17 protein-coding genes are annotated in these 18,191 nt (G+C 45.0%); 9 read left to right on the plus strand and 8 right to left on the minus strand.

All coding sequences use genetic code 11. The features are described 5' to 3' along the window. On the minus strand, window positions 1–271 hold a 271-nt coding region (locus ED312_RS21450; RefSeq protein WP_449441385.1), incomplete at its 3' end, for an SLOG cluster 4 domain-containing protein. Between the two features lie 8 nt (window positions 272–279). Continuing rightward, window positions 280–663 (minus strand): hypothetical protein, encoded by a 384-nt coding sequence (locus ED312_RS21455; RefSeq protein ID WP_240643168.1) that lies wholly within the window; start codon window positions 661–663, stop codon window positions 280–282. A gap of 136 nt (window positions 664–799) precedes the next feature. On the opposite strand from ED312_RS21455, the gene ED312_RS21460 reads away from it, so the two are divergent. Genes ED312_RS21460 through ED312_RS21470 form a run of 3 tightly spaced genes read left to right on the plus strand, consistent with a single transcriptional unit; the run spans window position 800 to window position 3,344 of the window. Beyond that, a complete protein-coding gene (locus ED312_RS21460; protein ID WP_123218076.1) occupies window positions 800–1,582 on the plus strand; it encodes an MlaE family ABC transporter permease in 783 nt (260 codons plus the stop codon). Further along, the gene (locus ED312_RS21465) at window positions 1,579–2,361 is read left to right on the plus strand and encodes an ABC transporter ATP-binding protein (protein WP_123218077.1); all 783 of its coding nucleotides are present in this window, start codon (window positions 1,579–1,581) and stop codon (window positions 2,359–2,361) included. Before ED312_RS21460 ends, ED312_RS21465 begins: the two co-directional genes overlap by 4 nt. Window positions 2,362–2,369: 8 nt before the next feature. Further along, a complete protein-coding gene (locus tag ED312_RS21470; protein ID WP_123218078.1) occupies window positions 2,370–3,344 on the plus strand; it encodes an MlaD family protein in 975 nt (324 codons plus the stop codon). A gap of 496 nt (window positions 3,345–3,840) precedes the next feature. On the opposite strand, the gene ED312_RS21475 is transcribed toward ED312_RS21470, so the two are convergent. Genes ED312_RS21475 through ED312_RS21485 form a run of 3 tightly spaced genes read right to left on the minus strand, consistent with a single transcriptional unit; the run spans window position 3,841 to window position 7,918 of the window. Beyond that, a complete protein-coding gene (locus ED312_RS21475; protein ID WP_123218079.1) occupies window positions 3,841–6,153 on the minus strand; it encodes a glycosyltransferase in 2,313 nt (770 codons plus the stop codon). Between the two features lie 3 nt (window positions 6,154–6,156). Beyond that, on the minus strand, window positions 6,157–7,194 hold the full coding sequence (locus ED312_RS21480; RefSeq protein ID WP_123218080.1) for a glycoside hydrolase family 130 protein: 1,038 nt from the start codon (window positions 7,192–7,194) through the stop codon (window positions 6,157–6,159). Window positions 7,195–7,201: 7 nt separating this feature from the next. Beyond that, on the minus strand, window positions 7,202–7,918 hold the full coding sequence (locus tag ED312_RS21485) for a peroxiredoxin (RefSeq protein ID WP_123218081.1): 717 nt from the start codon (window positions 7,916–7,918) through the stop codon (window positions 7,202–7,204). Window positions 7,919–8,082: 164 nt separating this feature from the next. On the opposite strand from ED312_RS21485, the gene ED312_RS21490 reads away from it, so the two are divergent. The 4 genes from ED312_RS21490 to ED312_RS21505 all read left to right on the plus strand — a co-directional run bounded on the left by ED312_RS21490 (window position 8,083) and on the right by ED312_RS21505 (window position 12,600). Further along, a complete protein-coding gene (locus tag ED312_RS21490) occupies window positions 8,083–8,919 on the plus strand; it encodes a universal stress protein (RefSeq protein ID WP_123218082.1) in 837 nt (278 codons plus the stop codon). Window positions 8,920–9,316: 397 nt separating this feature from the next. Next, window positions 9,317–10,555 (plus strand): PAS domain-containing sensor histidine kinase, encoded by a 1,239-nt coding sequence (locus ED312_RS21495; protein ID WP_123218083.1) that lies wholly within the window; start codon window positions 9,317–9,319, stop codon window positions 10,553–10,555. Further along, window positions 10,533–11,582 carry a response regulator gene (locus tag ED312_RS21500; RefSeq protein WP_123218084.1) on the plus strand — a complete coding sequence of 350 codons (1,050 nt, stop codon included), beginning with the start codon at window positions 10,533–10,535 and terminating at the stop codon, window positions 11,580–11,582. The genes ED312_RS21495 and ED312_RS21500 overlap by 23 nt, the downstream gene beginning before the upstream one ends. A 175-nt stretch (window positions 11,583–11,757) precedes the next feature. Continuing rightward, on the plus strand, window positions 11,758–12,600 hold the full coding sequence (locus tag ED312_RS21505; RefSeq protein ID WP_123218085.1) for a universal stress protein: 843 nt from the start codon (window positions 11,758–11,760) through the stop codon (window positions 12,598–12,600). Window positions 12,601–13,146: 546 nt separating this feature from the next. On the opposite strand, the gene ED312_RS23960 is transcribed toward ED312_RS21505, so the two are convergent. Then, the gene (locus ED312_RS23960; protein WP_170164590.1) at window positions 13,147–13,311 is read right to left on the minus strand and encodes a hypothetical protein; all 165 of its coding nucleotides are present in this window, start codon (window positions 13,309–13,311) and stop codon (window positions 13,147–13,149) included. Between the two features lie 406 nt (window positions 13,312–13,717). Beyond that, window positions 13,718–14,767 carry an IS110 family RNA-guided transposase gene (locus tag ED312_RS21510; RefSeq protein ID WP_123218086.1) on the minus strand — a complete coding sequence of 350 codons (1,050 nt, stop codon included), beginning with the start codon at window positions 14,765–14,767 and terminating at the stop codon, window positions 13,718–13,720. A gap of 677 nt (window positions 14,768–15,444) precedes the next feature. On the opposite strand from ED312_RS21510, the gene ED312_RS21515 reads away from it, so the two are divergent. Both ED312_RS21515 and ED312_RS21520 read left to right on the plus strand, forming a co-directional pair. Further along, window positions 15,445–16,263: a universal stress protein gene (locus tag ED312_RS21515; RefSeq protein ID WP_123218087.1), complete on the plus strand. Its 819-nt coding sequence runs from the start codon at window positions 15,445–15,447 to the stop codon at window positions 16,261–16,263. Between the two features lie 9 nt (window positions 16,264–16,272). Continuing rightward, window positions 16,273–17,106 (plus strand): universal stress protein, encoded by an 834-nt coding sequence (locus ED312_RS21520; protein WP_123218088.1) that lies wholly within the window; start codon window positions 16,273–16,275, stop codon window positions 17,104–17,106. A gap of 617 nt (window positions 17,107–17,723) precedes the next feature. Here ED312_RS21520 and ED312_RS21525 read toward each other — a convergent pair. Beyond that, window positions 17,724–17,963: a hypothetical protein gene (locus ED312_RS21525; RefSeq protein WP_123218089.1), complete on the minus strand. Its 240-nt coding sequence runs from the start codon at window positions 17,961–17,963 to the stop codon at window positions 17,724–17,726. Between the last annotated feature and the right edge of the window lie 228 nt (window positions 17,964–18,191).

Here is an 18,191-nt window from a genome sequence, read left to right on the forward strand (position 1 = left end):
CCATAATACCGGGCCCGCCCCCCGTCATTACGGTAAATCCCATTCCGGCAAGTACTTTTCCTATTTCTTCGGCTTTTTTGTAATAGGGATTCTCCGCATCAAAGCGGGCGGAGCCGAACACGGTAACACAGGGCCCGATAAAATGCATTTTCCGGAAAGCCCGTATAAAATGGTAGGGAACCTTCAGGGTAAAGAGAAGCTCCCTGAAACGGTCTCTCGGTCCCCGGAGAAATGATCGTTCTTCCCGAACAAGATAGTTTTTTTGTGTCATGGCTGTAGTTACATGTATTTGCCCAGAAAAGAGAAAAACCGGGTTTTCAGATTGATATACAGATTTCGTTGTGTTTCCATTTTATCTCTCATTTCCTGGTGATACTTCAGGGCCACCCGGTCTATGGCATCTTCACGAGCCATAAACTGACCGGCTATGCGAAGTTCATGTTGCTCTATTTCCTCTTTGAGTTCTTCTATTTTACCCTGGTGAAGGATAAACTGGTTCTGAAATTGTCCCATTTCCACCAGTACATCGGGATGGGTCCATTTTCTTTGTATCTCCTCCAGTCTGTTCTGAAAAGAACGGATTTCGTCCAGCCAGAAGAGGATTTCCTTTTCCCATAATTTGTGCTCAAAATGCAGGTCGGAATTGTCGATGATCTGTTTCATGATTTAAGTATTAACGATGCTAAAGTACCTGTAATCCGGATATTTCGGAATGATAAATATCAGTTGGCAAGGCATGATATTAATCATTTATGCAGTGCGGAACAGCACCTACCTTTGGACATATAATTACTGACATATGTATGGAATAAAGGGGATATCCGGAAAGGTGGCCGGTTTTTTCCGGTTAAGCGGGGAACTTTCCTACTTCGCAGGGCGTTATTTTACCGAGGTGTGGAAACCACCCTTCGAGATCAGGGAATTATTGCACCAATGCTATAATGTAGGGAATCGGTCGTTTCCGCTGGTAGGGATCACCGGTTTTATCATCGGGCTGGTACTGACACTGCAAACCCGCCCGACCCTGCAGGAATTCGGGGCGGTTTCCTGGATGCCGGCCATGGTGGGAATCTCTATCGTAAGGGAGATCGGCCCTGTGGTCATAGCACTTATCTGCGCAGGCCGGGTGGCATCTGGTATAGGTGCGGAACTGGGATCTATGCGGGTTACCGAGCAGATTGACGCCATGGAAGTTTCAGGGACCAACCCGTTTAAATTCCTCGTGGTCACCAGGATTACCGCAACCACCCTGATGGTCCCTGTCCTGGTGATCATCGGAGATGTACTGGCACTGTACGGTTCTTTCCTTATAGAACACCTGAAGGGGAATGTATCTTTTCAACTCTATTTTAACCAGGTTTTTGATTCCCTGGAGTTCAGCGACCTTATTCCGGCCACGGTAAAGACTTTTTTTTTCGGATTTGCCATAGGCCTGGTAGGATGTTTTAAGGGATATTACTGTACCAAAGGTACGGTGGGGGTGGGGACTGCGGCCAATACCGCTGTGGTAGCTGCTTCCATGCTTATTTTTATCCTGGATTTCATTGCGGTGCTGATCTCCGATATTTTTTATGAATTATGAATAAGGAAAATGCCATAACACCTGTTTTTCCGGTCGGGAAAGGTAAAGAGGATGTCGTCATCCGGATAAAGGACCTGAAAAAGCGTTTCGGGGACAATCATGTGCTCAACGGTTTTAACATGGAACTTTACCAGGGGGAGAACCTCGTCATTATGGGGAAGTCGGGCTCGGGGAAGACTGTGATGATTAAATGTCTCGTGGGACTGATGCAGCCGGACAGCGGCAGTATAGAGGTCATGGGAAAGGATATAACCAAACTGGACAGGAAGGCGCTGGACCTGCTGCGGGCCGACATCGGTTTTCTTTTCCAGGGCAGTGCGCTTTACGATTCGATGACCGTCAGGGAAAACCTGGAATTTCCCTTGCGAAGACATAAGGAAAGGTTTAGGGACCGTGCGGATACCGAAACCCTGGTGCTGGAAGCCTTGAAGAGCGTAGGGCTTTCGCATACCACGGAACTGATGCCGGCCGAGCTTTCCGGGGGAATGAAACGCCGTGTAGCACTGGCGAGGACATTAATTATGAATCCCAGGATCATCCTGTACGACGAACCTACCAGTGGTCTCGATCCCATAACAGCCAAAGAAATTATTGAGCTGATGCGAATCATCCAGGCCAGGTACCGTACTTCTGCACTCATTATTACACACGATGTGGATTGTGCCCGGGTCATATCGGACCGCATGATATTACTGGTAGACGGTATTAATTATGCGGAGGGGACTTATCGCGAATTACAGCGGTCTGCCGATCCTCAGGTAAAAGCTTTTTTTAAATAAACGGAATCATGACAAAATCTTCGGAAAACATAAAACTGGGTATTTTTGTAATTGCAGGAGCTCTTTTACTGCTTACAGCGGCCTACCTGATCGGCAATAACCGTAACCTGTTCAGCAAAACTTTTACAGTTACTGCTGTTTTTTCCAATGTCAATGGGTTACAGAAGGGCAATAACGTACGCTTTTCCGGGATCGACGTAGGGACCGTAAAAGCCATTGAAATGGAGAATGATACCGCAATCCGCGTAGCTATGGCCATCGATGAAAAAATGCAGGAGTACATTAAAAAAGATGCGGTGGCCACCATAGGTTCTGACGGACTTGTAGGAAATATGATAGTTAACATTATCCCGGGGAAAAATGCGTCGGAGCGTGTGAAGCACGGTGATGAAATACCGTCTTACAGCAGGATAGGGGCGGATGATATACTGAATACACTGAGTGTCACCAACGAAAATGCGGCATTGCTTACCGCCGATCTTTTAAAAATAACCCACTCGCTCACCGAGGGAAAAGGAACCCTGGGAAGATTGTTGAACGATACCGTGATGGCCGCCGACCTCGGGCAGACGATAGCCGGTTTGAGATACGCCGGGATGCGTGCCAATAGCGTGGTGGGCAAACTGGACCGTATACTGGAAGAGGTAAGTTTCAAAGAAAGTGTTGCGGGGGTATTGCTCAGCGATACCCTGGCCGCGCGAAGGATGAAAAACACCCTGGAACACCTGGAAAGTTCGGCGGTCTCGATCAACCACACGGTTAAGGACCTGGATACCCTAGTCGCGGAGATCAGGTACGGTGAGGGTGCACTGCATTACCTGGTCACCGATACGGTTCTCGTCCGGCAACTGGAACAGACCATGCGGCATATAGAAGAAGGAACAGGCCGTTTTAACGAGAACATGGAAGCACTGAAGCACAACTTTTTGTTCCGGGGATATTTCCGGAAACTGGAAAGACAGCGGGAAAAGAAGGGGGAATAATAAGAGTCCGTTTTATATCAGATGGAAGAACAGCGGGTTAACTTAACGCCGGTCAGATCGAAGCGCGGAAAGGCAACCAATGACATGTTTTATTCTGTGGTTCTTTGTGAATACTCGGAAACAGTTTAAATTTTATCTTCTGATGTACCTTGTATCAATATAAATAATCGTCTCAGCAAGCGAAGCGTAAGTATGCATATACCATTGGGGGTAGGTTTACCATCATGAGATTGCCGCACCCTGCTTATGGCAGGGTTCACAAAGACGCTGTTTGACTGTGGTTTGGGTAAATACCCAAATTAAATACTTTAAAAATTTAAATAGTTTCCCGGTGCAACTTTGTGTAATCACTATTTCTCAGGATGTATAAAGGGGGCACAGACCTTCACATAGACTTTATGGCCAGGATATTGAATCTTGTCTGAAATCGGACGGTAGAAATAACTTCTTCCGGACCCGCCCCCGGAGTCCGGAATAGTATATTACAGGAAACATTTTATTTGTCCCGGGCTATCAGGTCCCGTCGCCTGTCTGCAATAAGCGGAACCCGTTTTAGGGTACCGGTTTTAGTTGTCACTGGGATGAGTTTTGGCTCTTTTACCCTTCTGTTGTTCTCCATGGTAAGCCTGGCCATAAGATAACAGATGGTCGATTCCGCTCCCTGGTTTACATTTACACCATCTTTTTCAAGGCCGTCGTAACACCCCCCCGTAGCAGGATTATACATGGTCTGGCTGAGGTGGTTTTTACCGAGGAACCAGTCAAATGCCCTGCTCATCATATCTTCATACCGGGCTATACCGAAAGTCCTGTAAAAAATATCGAGTGTCTGTATGGTACATGATACATCAATTGGCTGTTCTCCGTAAGGGTGGGGAACCGCGTCTTTTACGAGCCATCCCTTATTGGAGATGACTTTGAACTCACCGTTTGCAAACATTTTGGACAACAGGAAGTCCAGTGTTTCCACGGCGGTTCGTTTATAGGCGAAGTCGCCGGTAACCAGGTAGGTGTATAGCATGGCTTCGGGCAATATGCTGTTGGCGTAGGTCATGTATTCTTCAAACCATTTCCAGTCTTTTACGGCGACCAGGTCATAGCCGGAAACGAGGTTTTTGGCCAGTTTTTCTATCACGGGGACAACACCATCGTCTCCCGAGGCCGAATGGTAGAGGAACAGGCCTTTGATCGTAAAACCGATAGCCCTGGGTGCCATGATATTTTTTATCCATCGCGTACATTTTATCAGGCAGGTGCTCGCCTTGTTTACAATAGCCTCGGGGAGGTATTCCTTATGGGAGATAACACAGCCCAGGGCCCATACGGCACGTGCATTGGAATCCTCCAGGTTCACATAGCTGTTCTTTATGTGTTCCCGGTTGTTTTCATCGATATAATTTACGAAGGTCCCGCAGGGTTGCTGGCACCGTTCTACGAAGTCCAGGTACGTACGGATGTACCTGAGGTTGTCTTTATTGCCATACAGCCTGAAGTGACTGCAGAAGGCAATCAGGGCCCTCGCATTGTCATCGAGGGTGTAGCCCGAAGAGAGATCGGGTTTATTCATTTTGGAAAACTGGATAATACCGGTTGATGTGGTCATTTTTTTCAGGTGATCCAGCTTTACTTCGGGGTAATCAAAAGAGATCTTGCCGTGGTTATGGATATATCTGTTATACGTGTTTACATGTTTTACGGCCACATTCTCCCAGGACGATTCCCTCGTTTTCAGGAACCCGGAAATTCCCATGGATACCCTTTTCGGATGGTCTGCCAGCAACAGGTTGACCGCTTCCGACAGTTGTTCCGAATTTTCGATGTTGATAAGAATGCCGGCATCGGGGGTGAGCACTTCCCGGGTATGTGGTATGGAGGTGGCTACTATGGGGCAGGCACAACTCATGGCATAGGAAAAAGTACCGCTCACCGCCTGGTTGGGATCTCTGGAAGTAAACAGGTAAATATCCGTAGCCTTCAGGTATTCCAGCAGTTCGCCAATGGCCAGGTAGCAATCTATAAAAAGCACGTGGCGATACAGCTTCAGGTCTTCTACCATATTTTCCAGGTAATCGCGATATCCGTCGGTATGGTTCTTTATGTTGTTGGGGTGTGTTTTCCCGATGATGAGGTAAAGTACGGAAGGATGGTATTTAACGATCCCGGGAAGGGCCCTTAAAGCCGTTTCTATACTTTTTCCCGGGCCCAGCAGGCCGAAAGTAGAAAGGATAATCCGGTTTTCCAGACGGTGTTTTTTCCGGATCTCCTCCGGAAGGGCATATTCCACGATATGAGTGCCATGGGGAACATATTGGATGGTGGTACCGGCTATACCGTAATCTTCCTCCAGTATTCTTGCCGACTGCCCGGTCATGACAAATATCACCGAAGCACGGCGGCCCAGTGTCTTTACAAGCTGTTTCAGTTCCGGGCCGGGATGGGGAATAACGCTGTGAAAGGTAAAGGCCACCGGTTTTTGCAGGACTTCGAGGAAATCAAGGAGGTAATTGCCGTAATTTCCCCGGAATAACCCGAATTCGTGTTGTATATGGACCAGTTCCACAAAAGGGTCCTCATTGATCTCTAGAGCCACACGGCTGTAGTCTTCCCTGATCTCCGGGTTCAGGACGTATGGAGCTTCCGGCGTTGTTTTCTGCTGGTCGGTAATATTGCATACCACGCATTCCACATTTTCCCCGAAAGAACGGTGAACGGAAGTGATAAGGTCGTTTGTATAAGTGGCAATGCCACATTGGGTAGGCGGGAAGGTCGCTACGAATACTATCCTGAATTTTGACGTCAATGTTTTCATGGTTTATGTACTTTTAAGTTTTTGCAATAAGCTGTTAATGTTGACGGAAGCTGCGGCGACCCGGCAATCGGCAGCACCGTAATAAATATAGAGCTCGTCCCCGAAGCGCGCCGTCCCCGTGGGAAAGACCACATTGTCAACTGTTCCTTTCTTTTCCCAGGGCAGGGTGGGAGAGAACAGGGGGGACCGCAACCGCCCGATGACCTTTTTGGGGTTTTCCAGGTCCAGTAATACGGCACAGGCGTGGTAGATATAGCCCTCACGGACGAATTGTGCGGAATGATAAATAACAAGCCAGCCGTCCTCAGTCTCTATAGGAGGGCAGCCCGCCCCGATATGACCGTTTTCGTGTTTGTACCTGGGGTATAGTATGATGTGTTTTTTCAGGTTGGAGATATACCGGGCCCAGAATTCGGAAGTAAGTTCCGAAGGATCCCCGAAACTCAGCAACTGAATGGAGGGGTATAGCCGGTGAAGCACAGTTAGCTTTCCGTTGATCCGTTTCGGAAAGAATACGATGTTCTTGTCCCATACGTGAATCGTGCCCTTGACCAGGTTGGAGAGATTATACCGCGTGAAAAAATTATAAAACATCATATGCATGATATTTATTTTTTTGACGTTTTTTTTCATGAGAGCGGAACACTCTTCAAGGGTAAACCGTGGAGTGATAATCCCTTTCCTTTCGAAATGGCGAAGGTCTTGGGAAGTAGCATATGCCCCGAAGACATTAATACCGTCATAAGCGGTATAGGCCAGGTAATACGTATCATCTATTTTGGTGATCCGCGGATCTTCGGTACCCTGGAATTCATAGCTTTTTTCCGGAAAAAAAACAGGTGCCGGAGAACGTTCCACGATATTTAAAGGGCCATGGAGTTTACAATAGCCAAGGCTGGAAAAATTGCCTTTTCTCACGGCCCGGTAAAACATATGTACGGTGTCGCCTTCTTTCACAATAGCGGGGTTGAAAACTCCTTCGTTCTCAAAACTGTTGTCGGTTTTTTCCAGCAAGACCCCGTGTTTGGTTACTGTGTCCATCGGTGTCTCAGCTTTTAAGAATGGTATTTAGCACCATCGCCTTGTCCAGTTTTTTGGTACAGAAGAACCAGTCTTTACATTCCAGGCCTTCTTCTCTGCCCTCCATCCGGTCTTGTGCCATACCACAGGACCCGGCCGGGGAAATAATGACATCATCGCCGGGGTTCCAGTCGGCGGGAGTGGCTACCGAAAAAGCGTCGGAGGTCTGCAGGGCGATCAGAACGCGGTACAGTTCGTCAAAGTTGCGCCCCAAGCTCAGGGGGTAATAGATGATAGTTCTTATAATACCTTTGGGATCAATGAAGAATACGGCCCTTACCGCCTGGGTTTCGCTTTCCCCGGACTGTATCATTCCGTATTTTTGAGCGACTTTCATGGTAATATCCTCTATTAAAGGAAATTTCACCTCCACGTTTTTCATTCCCTTGAATTCTATTTTGTCCTTAATGGTCCGTAACCATGCTATATGAGAGTACAGCCCATCTACCGAAAGTCCTACCAGCATACAATTGGCCTTGTTAAACCTGCTTTCCATACTGGCGAATGTCATGAATTCCGAAGTACAGACCGGGGTAAAATCGGCCGGATGGCTGAACAGGATAACCCATTTGCCTGAGTAGTCGTGCGGAAAATGAATTTCTCCCTGGGTGGTCATTGCGGTAAAAGCGGGGGCTTCATCCCCGATCCTGGGCATGGTAGCCGGTTTTTCCTGTAGTGTTTCCATTTTTCTGTTGTTTTAAGTTCAGACCAAAATAAGGTGAGCCAACGGGGTGCGAAATGATTAAAATCATGAGCAGGGCGGGAAGCAGTTGATATTTATCATGGAAATCCGGGACAGCAGTTGCTATCTTTCGGACATTCAGAAACAACACAAAATACAACAGACCCATGAAGAAAATTATCGTCCCTACGGATTTTTCGGAATGCTCCGAATACGCATTAAGGGCCGCGGCGGATATTGCCCGGGAAAAAGGAGCGGGGATCGTCCTGTTCCATATGGTAGGAGTATCCGAAGCAGTGCTGTCCAAGGATGAGTCGCAGGAATATGCGGAAGCTATGTACTATATAAAACTTGCCCGGAAAAAATTTGACGGGTTTCTGGTCAAAGACTATTTAAAAGGGATAAACGTGGAGAAAGTGGTACAGAACTACAAGGTCTTTTCGGAAATAAACCAGGTGGCCAAAGAAAAATCGGCAGATCTCATAGTCATGGGATCTCACGGCACCGGGGGAATATCCGGGCTGTTTGTAGGGTCTAAGACGGAAAAGGTAGTGCGCAGCTCGGATGTCCCGGTACTGGTGCTTAAAAAACCGGTAAAAAAGTTTAAAATGAAAAAAGTGGTCTTCGCTTGCGATTTTGAACTGGAAAGCATCCATATATACAGAAAAGCCATGCGTTTTTTTGATACTTTTCAAAGTGAGGTCAGCCTGCTTTATGTGAATCTGCCGGGAGAGGGATTCCGGGATTCGGTACAATTCGATGAAAAAGTCGAGGATTTTTTACACCATGCCGAAGGAAGTTTAAAGAACCGGGAAAAAGTATATTCCTGGAATGCTTTTACCAAAGAAGAAGGTATTTATGCCTTTGCCGAAAAAACCGGGGTTGACCTTATTGCCATACCTACCCACGGAAGAAAAGGGCTGTCGCATTTCTTCAGTGGTAGCCTGGCCGAAGATGTGGCCAACCACGCCCGGTTTCCCGTAATGACATTTAAAATATACTGATAGTTCCCGGTGAAGTAGTTATTGGATTACTGCCGGGGTATGGACTTTATGGGCCCTAAAAAAGCGGGATAGCCCGGTTTTATCCGCATTAACCTTAATGGTCTGTACACTGTCTCCCAGAAGATCTTTGATTTCCTTTATACCGGTGCAAGTCCTTTACGTGATGGGATTGCACTAACCCGTACAACAAGGCTACAGGACAGGCTTCTACGGATTTATGAAGGTATTAAAATTGTTTTTCATGTTTATAATACATATCTTTGGTTTTGTACATATAGATAAAGACATTCATAGTCCGTCATATATATCATTGTTAATAAATTGAATGTTCTCTCCGTCCGTTTATTAAATTTAGTGTACTGTCCCGGTAATTCAAATAGTCTAATTCTATGAAACCATGAAATTTTTCCAGCAAGAAGAGGATGTATTCAGTATTCTTTTGGAAACCATTTCCGAAGGGATCCTGGTGGTAGACGGCAAAAAGAACATTGTGGCCACCAATTCTCCCCTGGAGGGCATGTTCGGGTATAAAGAAGATGAATTGCTGGGGAAAAGTATAGACGTACTGATACCCGATCACTACAAGCATAACCACAACGAACATTTCAGGAACTATTACGCGAAATCCAGCAAAAGGAAAATGGCTGCGGGACGGAACCTCTGGGGTATACGGAAAGACGGGACACAACTGCCCGTGGAAATCGGTCTTAATCCTTTTACCATTTATGGCAAGAAGTTCGTCATTGCCTTGGTGATGGACGTTAGCCTGAGCCGGGAAGCCGAAAACAAGATACGCCATCTCAATGAAGCGCTGGAAGAAAAGGTAAAGTTGCGTACCGGGGAGCTACGGGCATCCGTAAAACAGCTTGAAAAGGAAATAAAAAGACGGAAAGATGCCGAGAACAAGATCAAGAATGCACTACAGAAGGAAAAGGAGCTCAATGACCTGAAGACCAAATTCCTGTCGCTGGTCTCCCATGAGTTTAAAACACCCCTGAGCAATGTCCTGGTCTCCGCTACCCTGATCGGGAAATACACTGAAGCAGAACAACAGGAAAAAAGGGAAAAACACCTGGAGGCCATAAAGAACAAGGTGCGTTACTTGAACAATATTTTAAATGATTTTCTGTCGGTAGAACGGATAGACTCGGGGAAGGTACAGTATAAATACGCCCCCTTTAATATCAGCCGGGTATTTAACGAGGTGATCTACGATGCCAATATGCTGCTTAAGACCGGACAGAAGATCAATTTTCCGAAGGGTGTGGATAATTATATTCTCTACCAGGATGAAAAAATACTGGAGCTTATCCTGTCCAACCTGGTACGGAACTCCATAAAGTATTCGCCCGAACATGCGGTTATTGACATTGAAGTAAAACCAGGCCGGGAAATGTTTGTTTTCAGTGTCAGGGACCAGGGAATAGGCATCCCCGAAGAAGACCAGAAATATATTTTTACACGCTATTTCCGGGCAAAAAACGCCTTAATAGACCAGGGCACAGGTATAGGGCTTAATATTGTAAAGAGTCACCTGGAAAACCTGGACGGGGAGATCAACTTTGTCAGCGAAGAAGGAAAAGGAACAACATTTACAGTCAAACTACCTAACCATGAAAACGATTTTGTTCATTGAAGATGACCCCGTCTTAAGAGAAAGCACAGCAGAATTGCTGGAGCTTTCGGGATACAAGGTAATAACAGCTCCCCATGGCAGAAAAGGAGTGGCCCTGGCCAAGGAAAAACTCCCCGATATCATTTTGTGTGACATCATGATGCCCGAATTGGACGGGTACGGCGTGCTGGATGAATTGTCCGGTAATAAAAATACACGAAAGATTCCTTTTATTTTTCTGTCGGCTAAGACCGAGCACAAGGAAGTGCGCAGAGGGATGGACCTCGGGGCGGATGATTACCTGACCAAACCCTTTGAGGAGGCCGAACTTATCAGCGCCATAGAGAGCAGGCTGGCCAAAATATCCATCCTGAAAGAAGTGGTAGGGGAGAATAATAGGTCCGGGAAAGCTGAAGATGATATTATGAATATCAACGAACTCAAGAACTTCTTTTTCGATGAAGGGGAATACCTCAGTTACGAAGAGGGCGATGTAATATATTCGGAAGGTACCCACTCCAATTATATTTTCCTGATAGAAGAAGGAATGGTAAAGACCCATAGGATCGAGGAATATGGCAAGGAACTGATTACCAGTATCAGTAAAGACGACGACTTTTTCGGTTATTATTCCTTTATACAGAACATCCCCTATAAAGAATCGGCTACGGCATTAAAGAAGACAAGCCTGTACGGGGTGCGTAAAGATACTTTTGCCGAAATACTCCGGAACAACCATAAGCTGGCCGTAGAACTGGTGGAATTTCTTGCGGAAGACCTGGCCGGAGTTAAAGAACAATTGCTGCAAATGGCCTATGGCTCGGTACGAAAGAAGACGGCAAATACCATACACCGTTTTGTGGAGAAATTACAAAGGCGAACGGACGAAGGTATAAAGATCTCCCGCAACGACCTGGCCAGTGTGGCCGGGATCGCCCCGGAGAGCTTTATCCGAACCCTGTCCGAATTCAAAAGGGAGGGACTTATAGCCATAGAAGGGCGGAACATTAAGGTACTCAACATCGAAGGCCTGCAGAAAATGAGTTGATTGCTCTTAAAGTCAGGGGAATGAGTTATGAAGTTATCGGGTTATTAAATTTATTCGTAAAGCCTGGTGAACGGAATAACCTGGTAACCATAGAAGGGGCTGTCTAAAATTGATATTTATCATGTTTTCTTTTTACACGGCGGTATACTTTTGTTGGATTAAGATGTAAACTACGATGAAAAATATTCTGATCCCCACGGACTTTTCGGAAAATTCGTGGAATGCCGTTAAATATGCCATGCTCTTGTTTAAGGAGTTCAGGTGCAGTGTTTACCTGCTTCATGTGACGAATCCCCACGTCTATGCTACGAGCGATGTTCCCCTGGTCACTTTCCCGCAGGACCTGGACGAAGTGCTCCGTACGGAAGCCAGGAAGCAATTACAGAAGGTATTGGCCCGGATTAAAGAGGAATATCCCAATCCCAATCACCATTTTACACTGTTGTCGGAATACGATTTCCTGATCGATACCGTGCGAAAACAGGTCGAGGAAAAGAAGATCGACCTTATCGTGATGGGGACCAAAGGGGCGTCAGGACTGAAGGAAGTTATCCTGGGGAGCAACACCGGGGCGGTTATTACCAAGGTTAAATGCCCTGTACTGGCCGTGCCCGAAAAGGTGACCTTCCATCCACCGAGGGAAATAGCCTTCCCCACCGATTATACCATTACCTATTCTGCAAAGGTACTGGATACGCTGCTTTCCTTTGCGGAGATCTTTCGGTCTGCCGTCAGTGTCCTCCACGTTGTAAAAAAAGAGGAAGAAACCCTGACTGAAGTACAGCTGGAGAACAAGGAGTTTCTCCGGGATTATTTACAGGATACTCCACACAGCTTTCACAGGCTCACCAATAAAAACCTGGGAGAGGCCATACAGTGCTTTACCGAAAGCAGGGATGTTGACTGTATTGCCATGATGGCCAAAAAACTCCACCTTACCCAGCAGATACTGTTCCGACCGAGGGTGGCAAAAATAAGCTATCACACTAAAATCCCTTTCCTAGTGCTTCACGAATAAAATAAAGGAAACTGATAAATATCATTTTTCCGGTGAGTACCGTAATGTACTTTAGTATCGTAAACAAAGCAAAGTTCTTTGATACCTGTTTTTATTGACAGTACCATATTGGAGGAGGACGGGAACATAAAAAATAAGGAGCAAATCTGGTTTTGATAGTAAACTTTTTGGCACTCCGTACCGGCCCTTCCGAAAGAAAAAGGCTGTTGGACAAAACGGCCTTTTTCTATCTTTTTTCAAAGGGATGAAAAAATAAGCGGGAAACTGATAAATATCATTTTTTTAAGATCGAAAAAGTTATTCTTTTGATACTGTAAAATTGATGTTCTTTGTATTTTGAGTACCGATGAACCGTTAACGGTTTTTTAAGAAAAATGAGGCTTCGGAAGTATTGACGTATGATCCCGGTTTTCCTTAAACGGAAAATAATAAGGGCATTTTATCCGGAGTTCCGGGTAAAAAGGTAAAACCAGTACTCATTGATTTTTGAAGCCTCATCCCAAAGGGTTTTCAGTTTCTTAAAAGCGATAAGGTCTGTTACACGGATTAATCTCCGGTAATATACGGACTGCTTTTGACATTGAAAATCCCCGGAAACAGGTCTGCCGGAAAGGCGACCTGTTTCTTTACTACACTTTTCATCATAATACATTGTTCCCGTGTAAGCGGGGACAATGATCCGGAAAGTTCGGCAGATGTTCCTGAACACATAAACGAACGGAGAAGCTTTGGGTCCCGGCGTTTAAGATTTTTGGAATATAAAAACTTTCACGGAGAGAACAGGGACCAACGTCCCTGTTCTTATTTTAACGTGAGTTTTCTATGTTAAAAACCAAGGAATATTCCTTGAACTTTTAAAATAAGCCGTAAGAGCTTTTTAGCGCTGTTTAAATACGAGCAACTTCTTTTAGATGTATGAGTGTTGAAGTTGTTTGTATTTAAACGGCACCTTTTTTCCGTTTTTATTTATAAAACCTATCCTCAGACTCCTATCAACAGACCTTTCAGCTGCATTTTTGTATTAATGCAATAGGAAGGGAGGCGTAAACTCAATTAGCACAGACTTCCTTTGGCAGGTGCTGCAACTCACGTGAACGCCTCTCCCATCCAAGAAGGTTTATAGGTTTTGATAGGAGATCTGGTTTTTCCAGACATACCTTATTCTATTACTTAATTTTTTAGCTATCCTTATAATGGCTTTATTGGGCTTCATCCTCCTGCATAATTGGTTGTAAGTTAACATCAACGAGGGATCCAGTTTGGCAGCTCTCCAGGCGGCCTGTATCAGGATGGGCTTTAAAAAAGCATTATGGCGTTCGGTCATCCCTCTTACTATTTCTGTCTCCCCGGAGACATAAACATTGGGGACCAATCCCCAAAAAGCTATGCATCTGATCTGTCGTCTTAAAACTTCCATATTGACCAATTCGGTAATTAAGGTCATTGCAGCCAATATACCAATACCAGGAATGCTACGCAACAAACTCACAAATTGGTTATATTTCCCTTTAGCTAATGCTATGATCTGTTTTTCAATATTCTTTTTTTGTCGTTCTATACTTTCAAGTTCTTCCAGCTGGGCCGTAAGCAATACTTGTGCGGAGCCCTCAAATAGTTTGGTCTGTAACCAATGACGGAAAGACCTACTCCAATAGGGCTTGTCCAATGCTTCAGGAATTTTGATTCCAAAGAAATGAAGTTGTGATTTGATACGGCATTTACATCTTTTAATGTCCGCAAGTAACTTTTGTCTGCCCCTTAACAATAACCTGTCTTCAAGTATATACTGATGAGGAACATAAATCCTTCTCAAATTACCATGGCGTAATCCTTTAGCTATTTTCCGGGCATCCCTCTTGTCGTTTTTATCCGTAGTAGGGATATCAGAAGGGTTGACTACTACATTGTTAATCCCATATCTTTGGAGTTCCCTATCAATCCAAAAACCATTAAACCCGGCCTCATAGGCACTGTAATACGAGGCTCCCGGAAAATGGGTATGTAAATAGTTGACCAAGACTTCTGGTTGTGGTGGTTGGGAATAGACTTTGCGTTCCAAATAGTCCCCCAAAATACAGATACCCCAATTTTTCTTATGCACATCAATACCAACATAAATGGATTCTCCTTGATAAGCCGTTTTTTCCGTAAATTGCAATGTTTTCATCTCGAGAGATATTTTAAAGTTTGACTTTTCTATTATTATTAAACTTACAGAAAATATCTCTCGACTTTTAACCTTTTAAACATACAAACTCACCTTGTGTATTTATAACCACTTCGTCGAATTCATTAACTACAATATCCATATCCGGGTATTGGATTTTGCCACGAACGTTTGTTGAATTAACAATAGCTATGGCCAGTCCGTTGTGAGAGGGAGTGGTGTTGCGAAACTATGAGAGAATGACAGTTTGCCCGGGCTGGTTCACATACCCGTAAAACACGATCCTGTTCCTGACTTCGCTGATCCGGCAAAGGTCTGAACTATAAAGGGGAGTACCACCCTCCAATTTAATATCATCCCGGAAATCGATGATCAGGCCACCTTTGGGATCTGTAAAACGCCGTTTTTCCGTCTTTTTCCACGGAAATGAGTCCCTCGGAACAGTTACCTGTTTCTGTTATATCTGAAATGTGCCGGGCGTAGGGGAAAGCCTCATAGTAGCAATGGTCATAGAACTGTTTTTTCATTTTTCCGGCTTTAGAATTTCTTGATGAAATTAAGCGGTAAAACCGGCTTCACAAATTATAATTTTCAGTATTTCAGTAGTTTTATGGCTGATATTTATCATGTCTTTTGTTCCGGGAGTCAGTTACTTTTGAAGGTGTATTAATAGTTACATGATGAAAAAAATATTGTTGCCCACAGACTTTTCGGACAATGCGTGGAATGCCATTGTCTATGCCCTGAAAATGTTTAAGGACGAATCCTGCGAATTTCATGTGCTCCATACTTATTACCCGGCATTCTATGAAGCGGACTATTATGAAATGATCGATGATACCCTGACCGGGTTACGTTCGACCATGGACAAGATAGAAAAGGAATTCCCTAATACGAACCACAGGTTTTACAGTCGCTCCGATTTTGACCTCCTGACGGATGAGATCCGGGATATTACGGAAGAGCAGCATACGGACATGATCGTCATGGGGACCAAAGGGGCTACTGGAGCCCGGAGGATATTGTTTGGCAGCAATACCGTATTTGTAATGCGGAAAGCCACAATCCCGGTACTGGCAGTGCCCGACGAGTACGGGTTTAAGGGAATTAAAAGAATATTGTTTGCAACGGATTACCTGAAACTGTATAAACGGGAAGAACTATACCCGCTGATCGACATTGCTGAAAAACACGGTGCAAAAATTACTGTATTTCATGTGGATCATGATATGGAACCGGAAAAAAATGAAGAAAAGGTACAGGAGTTGTTGCTCGATCTTTTTAAAGGGACTGATTTTGATTTTATTACCGTGCTGGATCAGGAGATTCCGGAGGCCATACGCGATCATATCGAAGATCATCATTACGATGTGCTAGCCATGGTACACCGGAAATATTCTTTTATTGAGAGGCTTTTGCTGAGGCAGAATGTCGAAAACCTTGGATTTCACCTGGACATACCGCTCCTGGTACTCCGGAGTAAGGAGGACACATAACACATGCTTATGAAAAAAATACTGATACCAACCGATTTTTCCCGGAATGCACTGATGGCAGCAAAGTATGCGGCCGCCCTTTTTGCCGGAGAAACAGGCACCTTTTATCTGCTGCACGCAGAGCAGGGCAATACGCCCGGAACGGGGAAACAAGGAATCCTTTATCGTACCGTTAGTGAGACAGAAGAAAAAATGGAGAAGCTCCGTAAAAAGTTGAGCGATGCCGATAAAAATGAACAGCACGATTATAAGGGAGAAGTATATTATGATTCCCTGGTGGGGGCCGTAGGATGGGCCATCCTGGCCAAAGACATACATTATGTTTTTATGGGAATGAAAGGAATGACAGCGGCCGAAAGGGTATTTATAGGGAGCAATACCATGAATGTTATCCGTAAGATCGATTTTTGCCCGGTGGTGATTATTCCGCCTGATCCTGTTTCTATACCCGCTCTCCCTGCCGGGATATTGTTTCCGACGGACTTTAAGAGAAACTATGAGCAGTTCGAATTATGGCCCCTGACAGAAATGGCCAGGATACGAAAGGGCGAAGTGGTGATCATGCATATCGCAGAAGAGGAATGTTTGAATATCGACCAGTCAAAGCACAGAAAAAAACTGAAAAAAATATTAAAGGACATTGCTTATACGGAAGAAGAGATTGTTAAAAATGATAATATCAGTACACTGATCTACCGGTATGCCCAACGAGAACCGGTAGGTATGATAGCCATGATAAACAGTAAACACGGTTTCCTGGAAAGCTTTTTCCGGGAACAGGTGATCCGTAAAATAGCCTTCCGGGTGTCTGTCCCCTTTCTCATATTGCCTGAGATTACCTGAATTTACAACACCGATATATGATCCGGATACTGCCCTTCGGTGACAAGGAAGATCTGGCCTTGCCGTTTTAACGGCGATATCATATGGCAACAGTGATCTTTGTTATTTATCTTCTGCTTACCCCGGCCACCCTTTCAAAGCACAAAAAAAATTGAAGATATCATTACCCGAAGTACGGGCTCCATACCGGTTACAGGAAACCGGAATACTTTCCCGGGAACGGAACAGGCGGGGATACCACGGTACAGGTTGCGGGGGGACCGGACACGGATTTTTCGGTCATCATGTACTATTTTGTCATACTAATCAACCAGGCCGAAAAGATATATTTGTATTGTCAACCCCATTTTTATTCCGGGTGTTACGATGCTGGAAAGCCGGGAGATGGCTACTTTGAGCGGAATAACAGTGAGATTACTGATACCCCTGAGTTTGGACCGGAACTTTGAGGTTAATGCTCTTATTTTTGACAAAGCCATTTCATAACCCTCCGCAAGGATTTTGAAGAAGACAGCTCCGAAGAAAAGAACTGGACCGGGATAGCTTCGGAAAAGGCCGTTACCGAACAAACTGCTGGAAGTAACGGCAGCATATTCAGTCCGTCGTTAAAACCGGAATTATGCATTGCCCATCACTTGTTTTTCATCGGATTGCCGGTGGCTTTCGGCATAGTGGAGCAATAACTGTTTCAGGTCGTCAAGATAGCCAGAAAGGACTTCGTCGTTTAATTCCGGATGCGGGTAATAAGGAATGGTCACGGGGTTTTCATCCAGGTATGGATAAAGTTCGGGGTATTGCTCTTCAATTTCGTTGGTGAGCCTGTAAATCTCTTGTGTAAGTTCCTGAAGGCGTTTCATGATTGTAACTGTTATATGTTTGTATGGCGCAAATCTCGTAGAGAGGTCGGGGGAACATTTTTACTGTTCTGAAAATAGTACATTTGGCTATAGCTTTTAAAAAGTAGTTGCCGGACGGCAAAACACTATATCATACTGCGTTCTGACCTTATGTACCTTTAGGCGATACTTTAGTTAACCTTAAAAACCCACCTGCTTTGCAGGTGGTCATGTTCTGATGGCTATGCC

Origin of the sequence: Sinomicrobium pectinilyticum (assembly GCF_003725735.1) — a bacterium.
In the GTDB taxonomy this organism is placed as follows: Bacteria; Bacteroidota; Bacteroidia; order Flavobacteriales; family Flavobacteriaceae; genus Sinomicrobium; species Sinomicrobium pectinilyticum.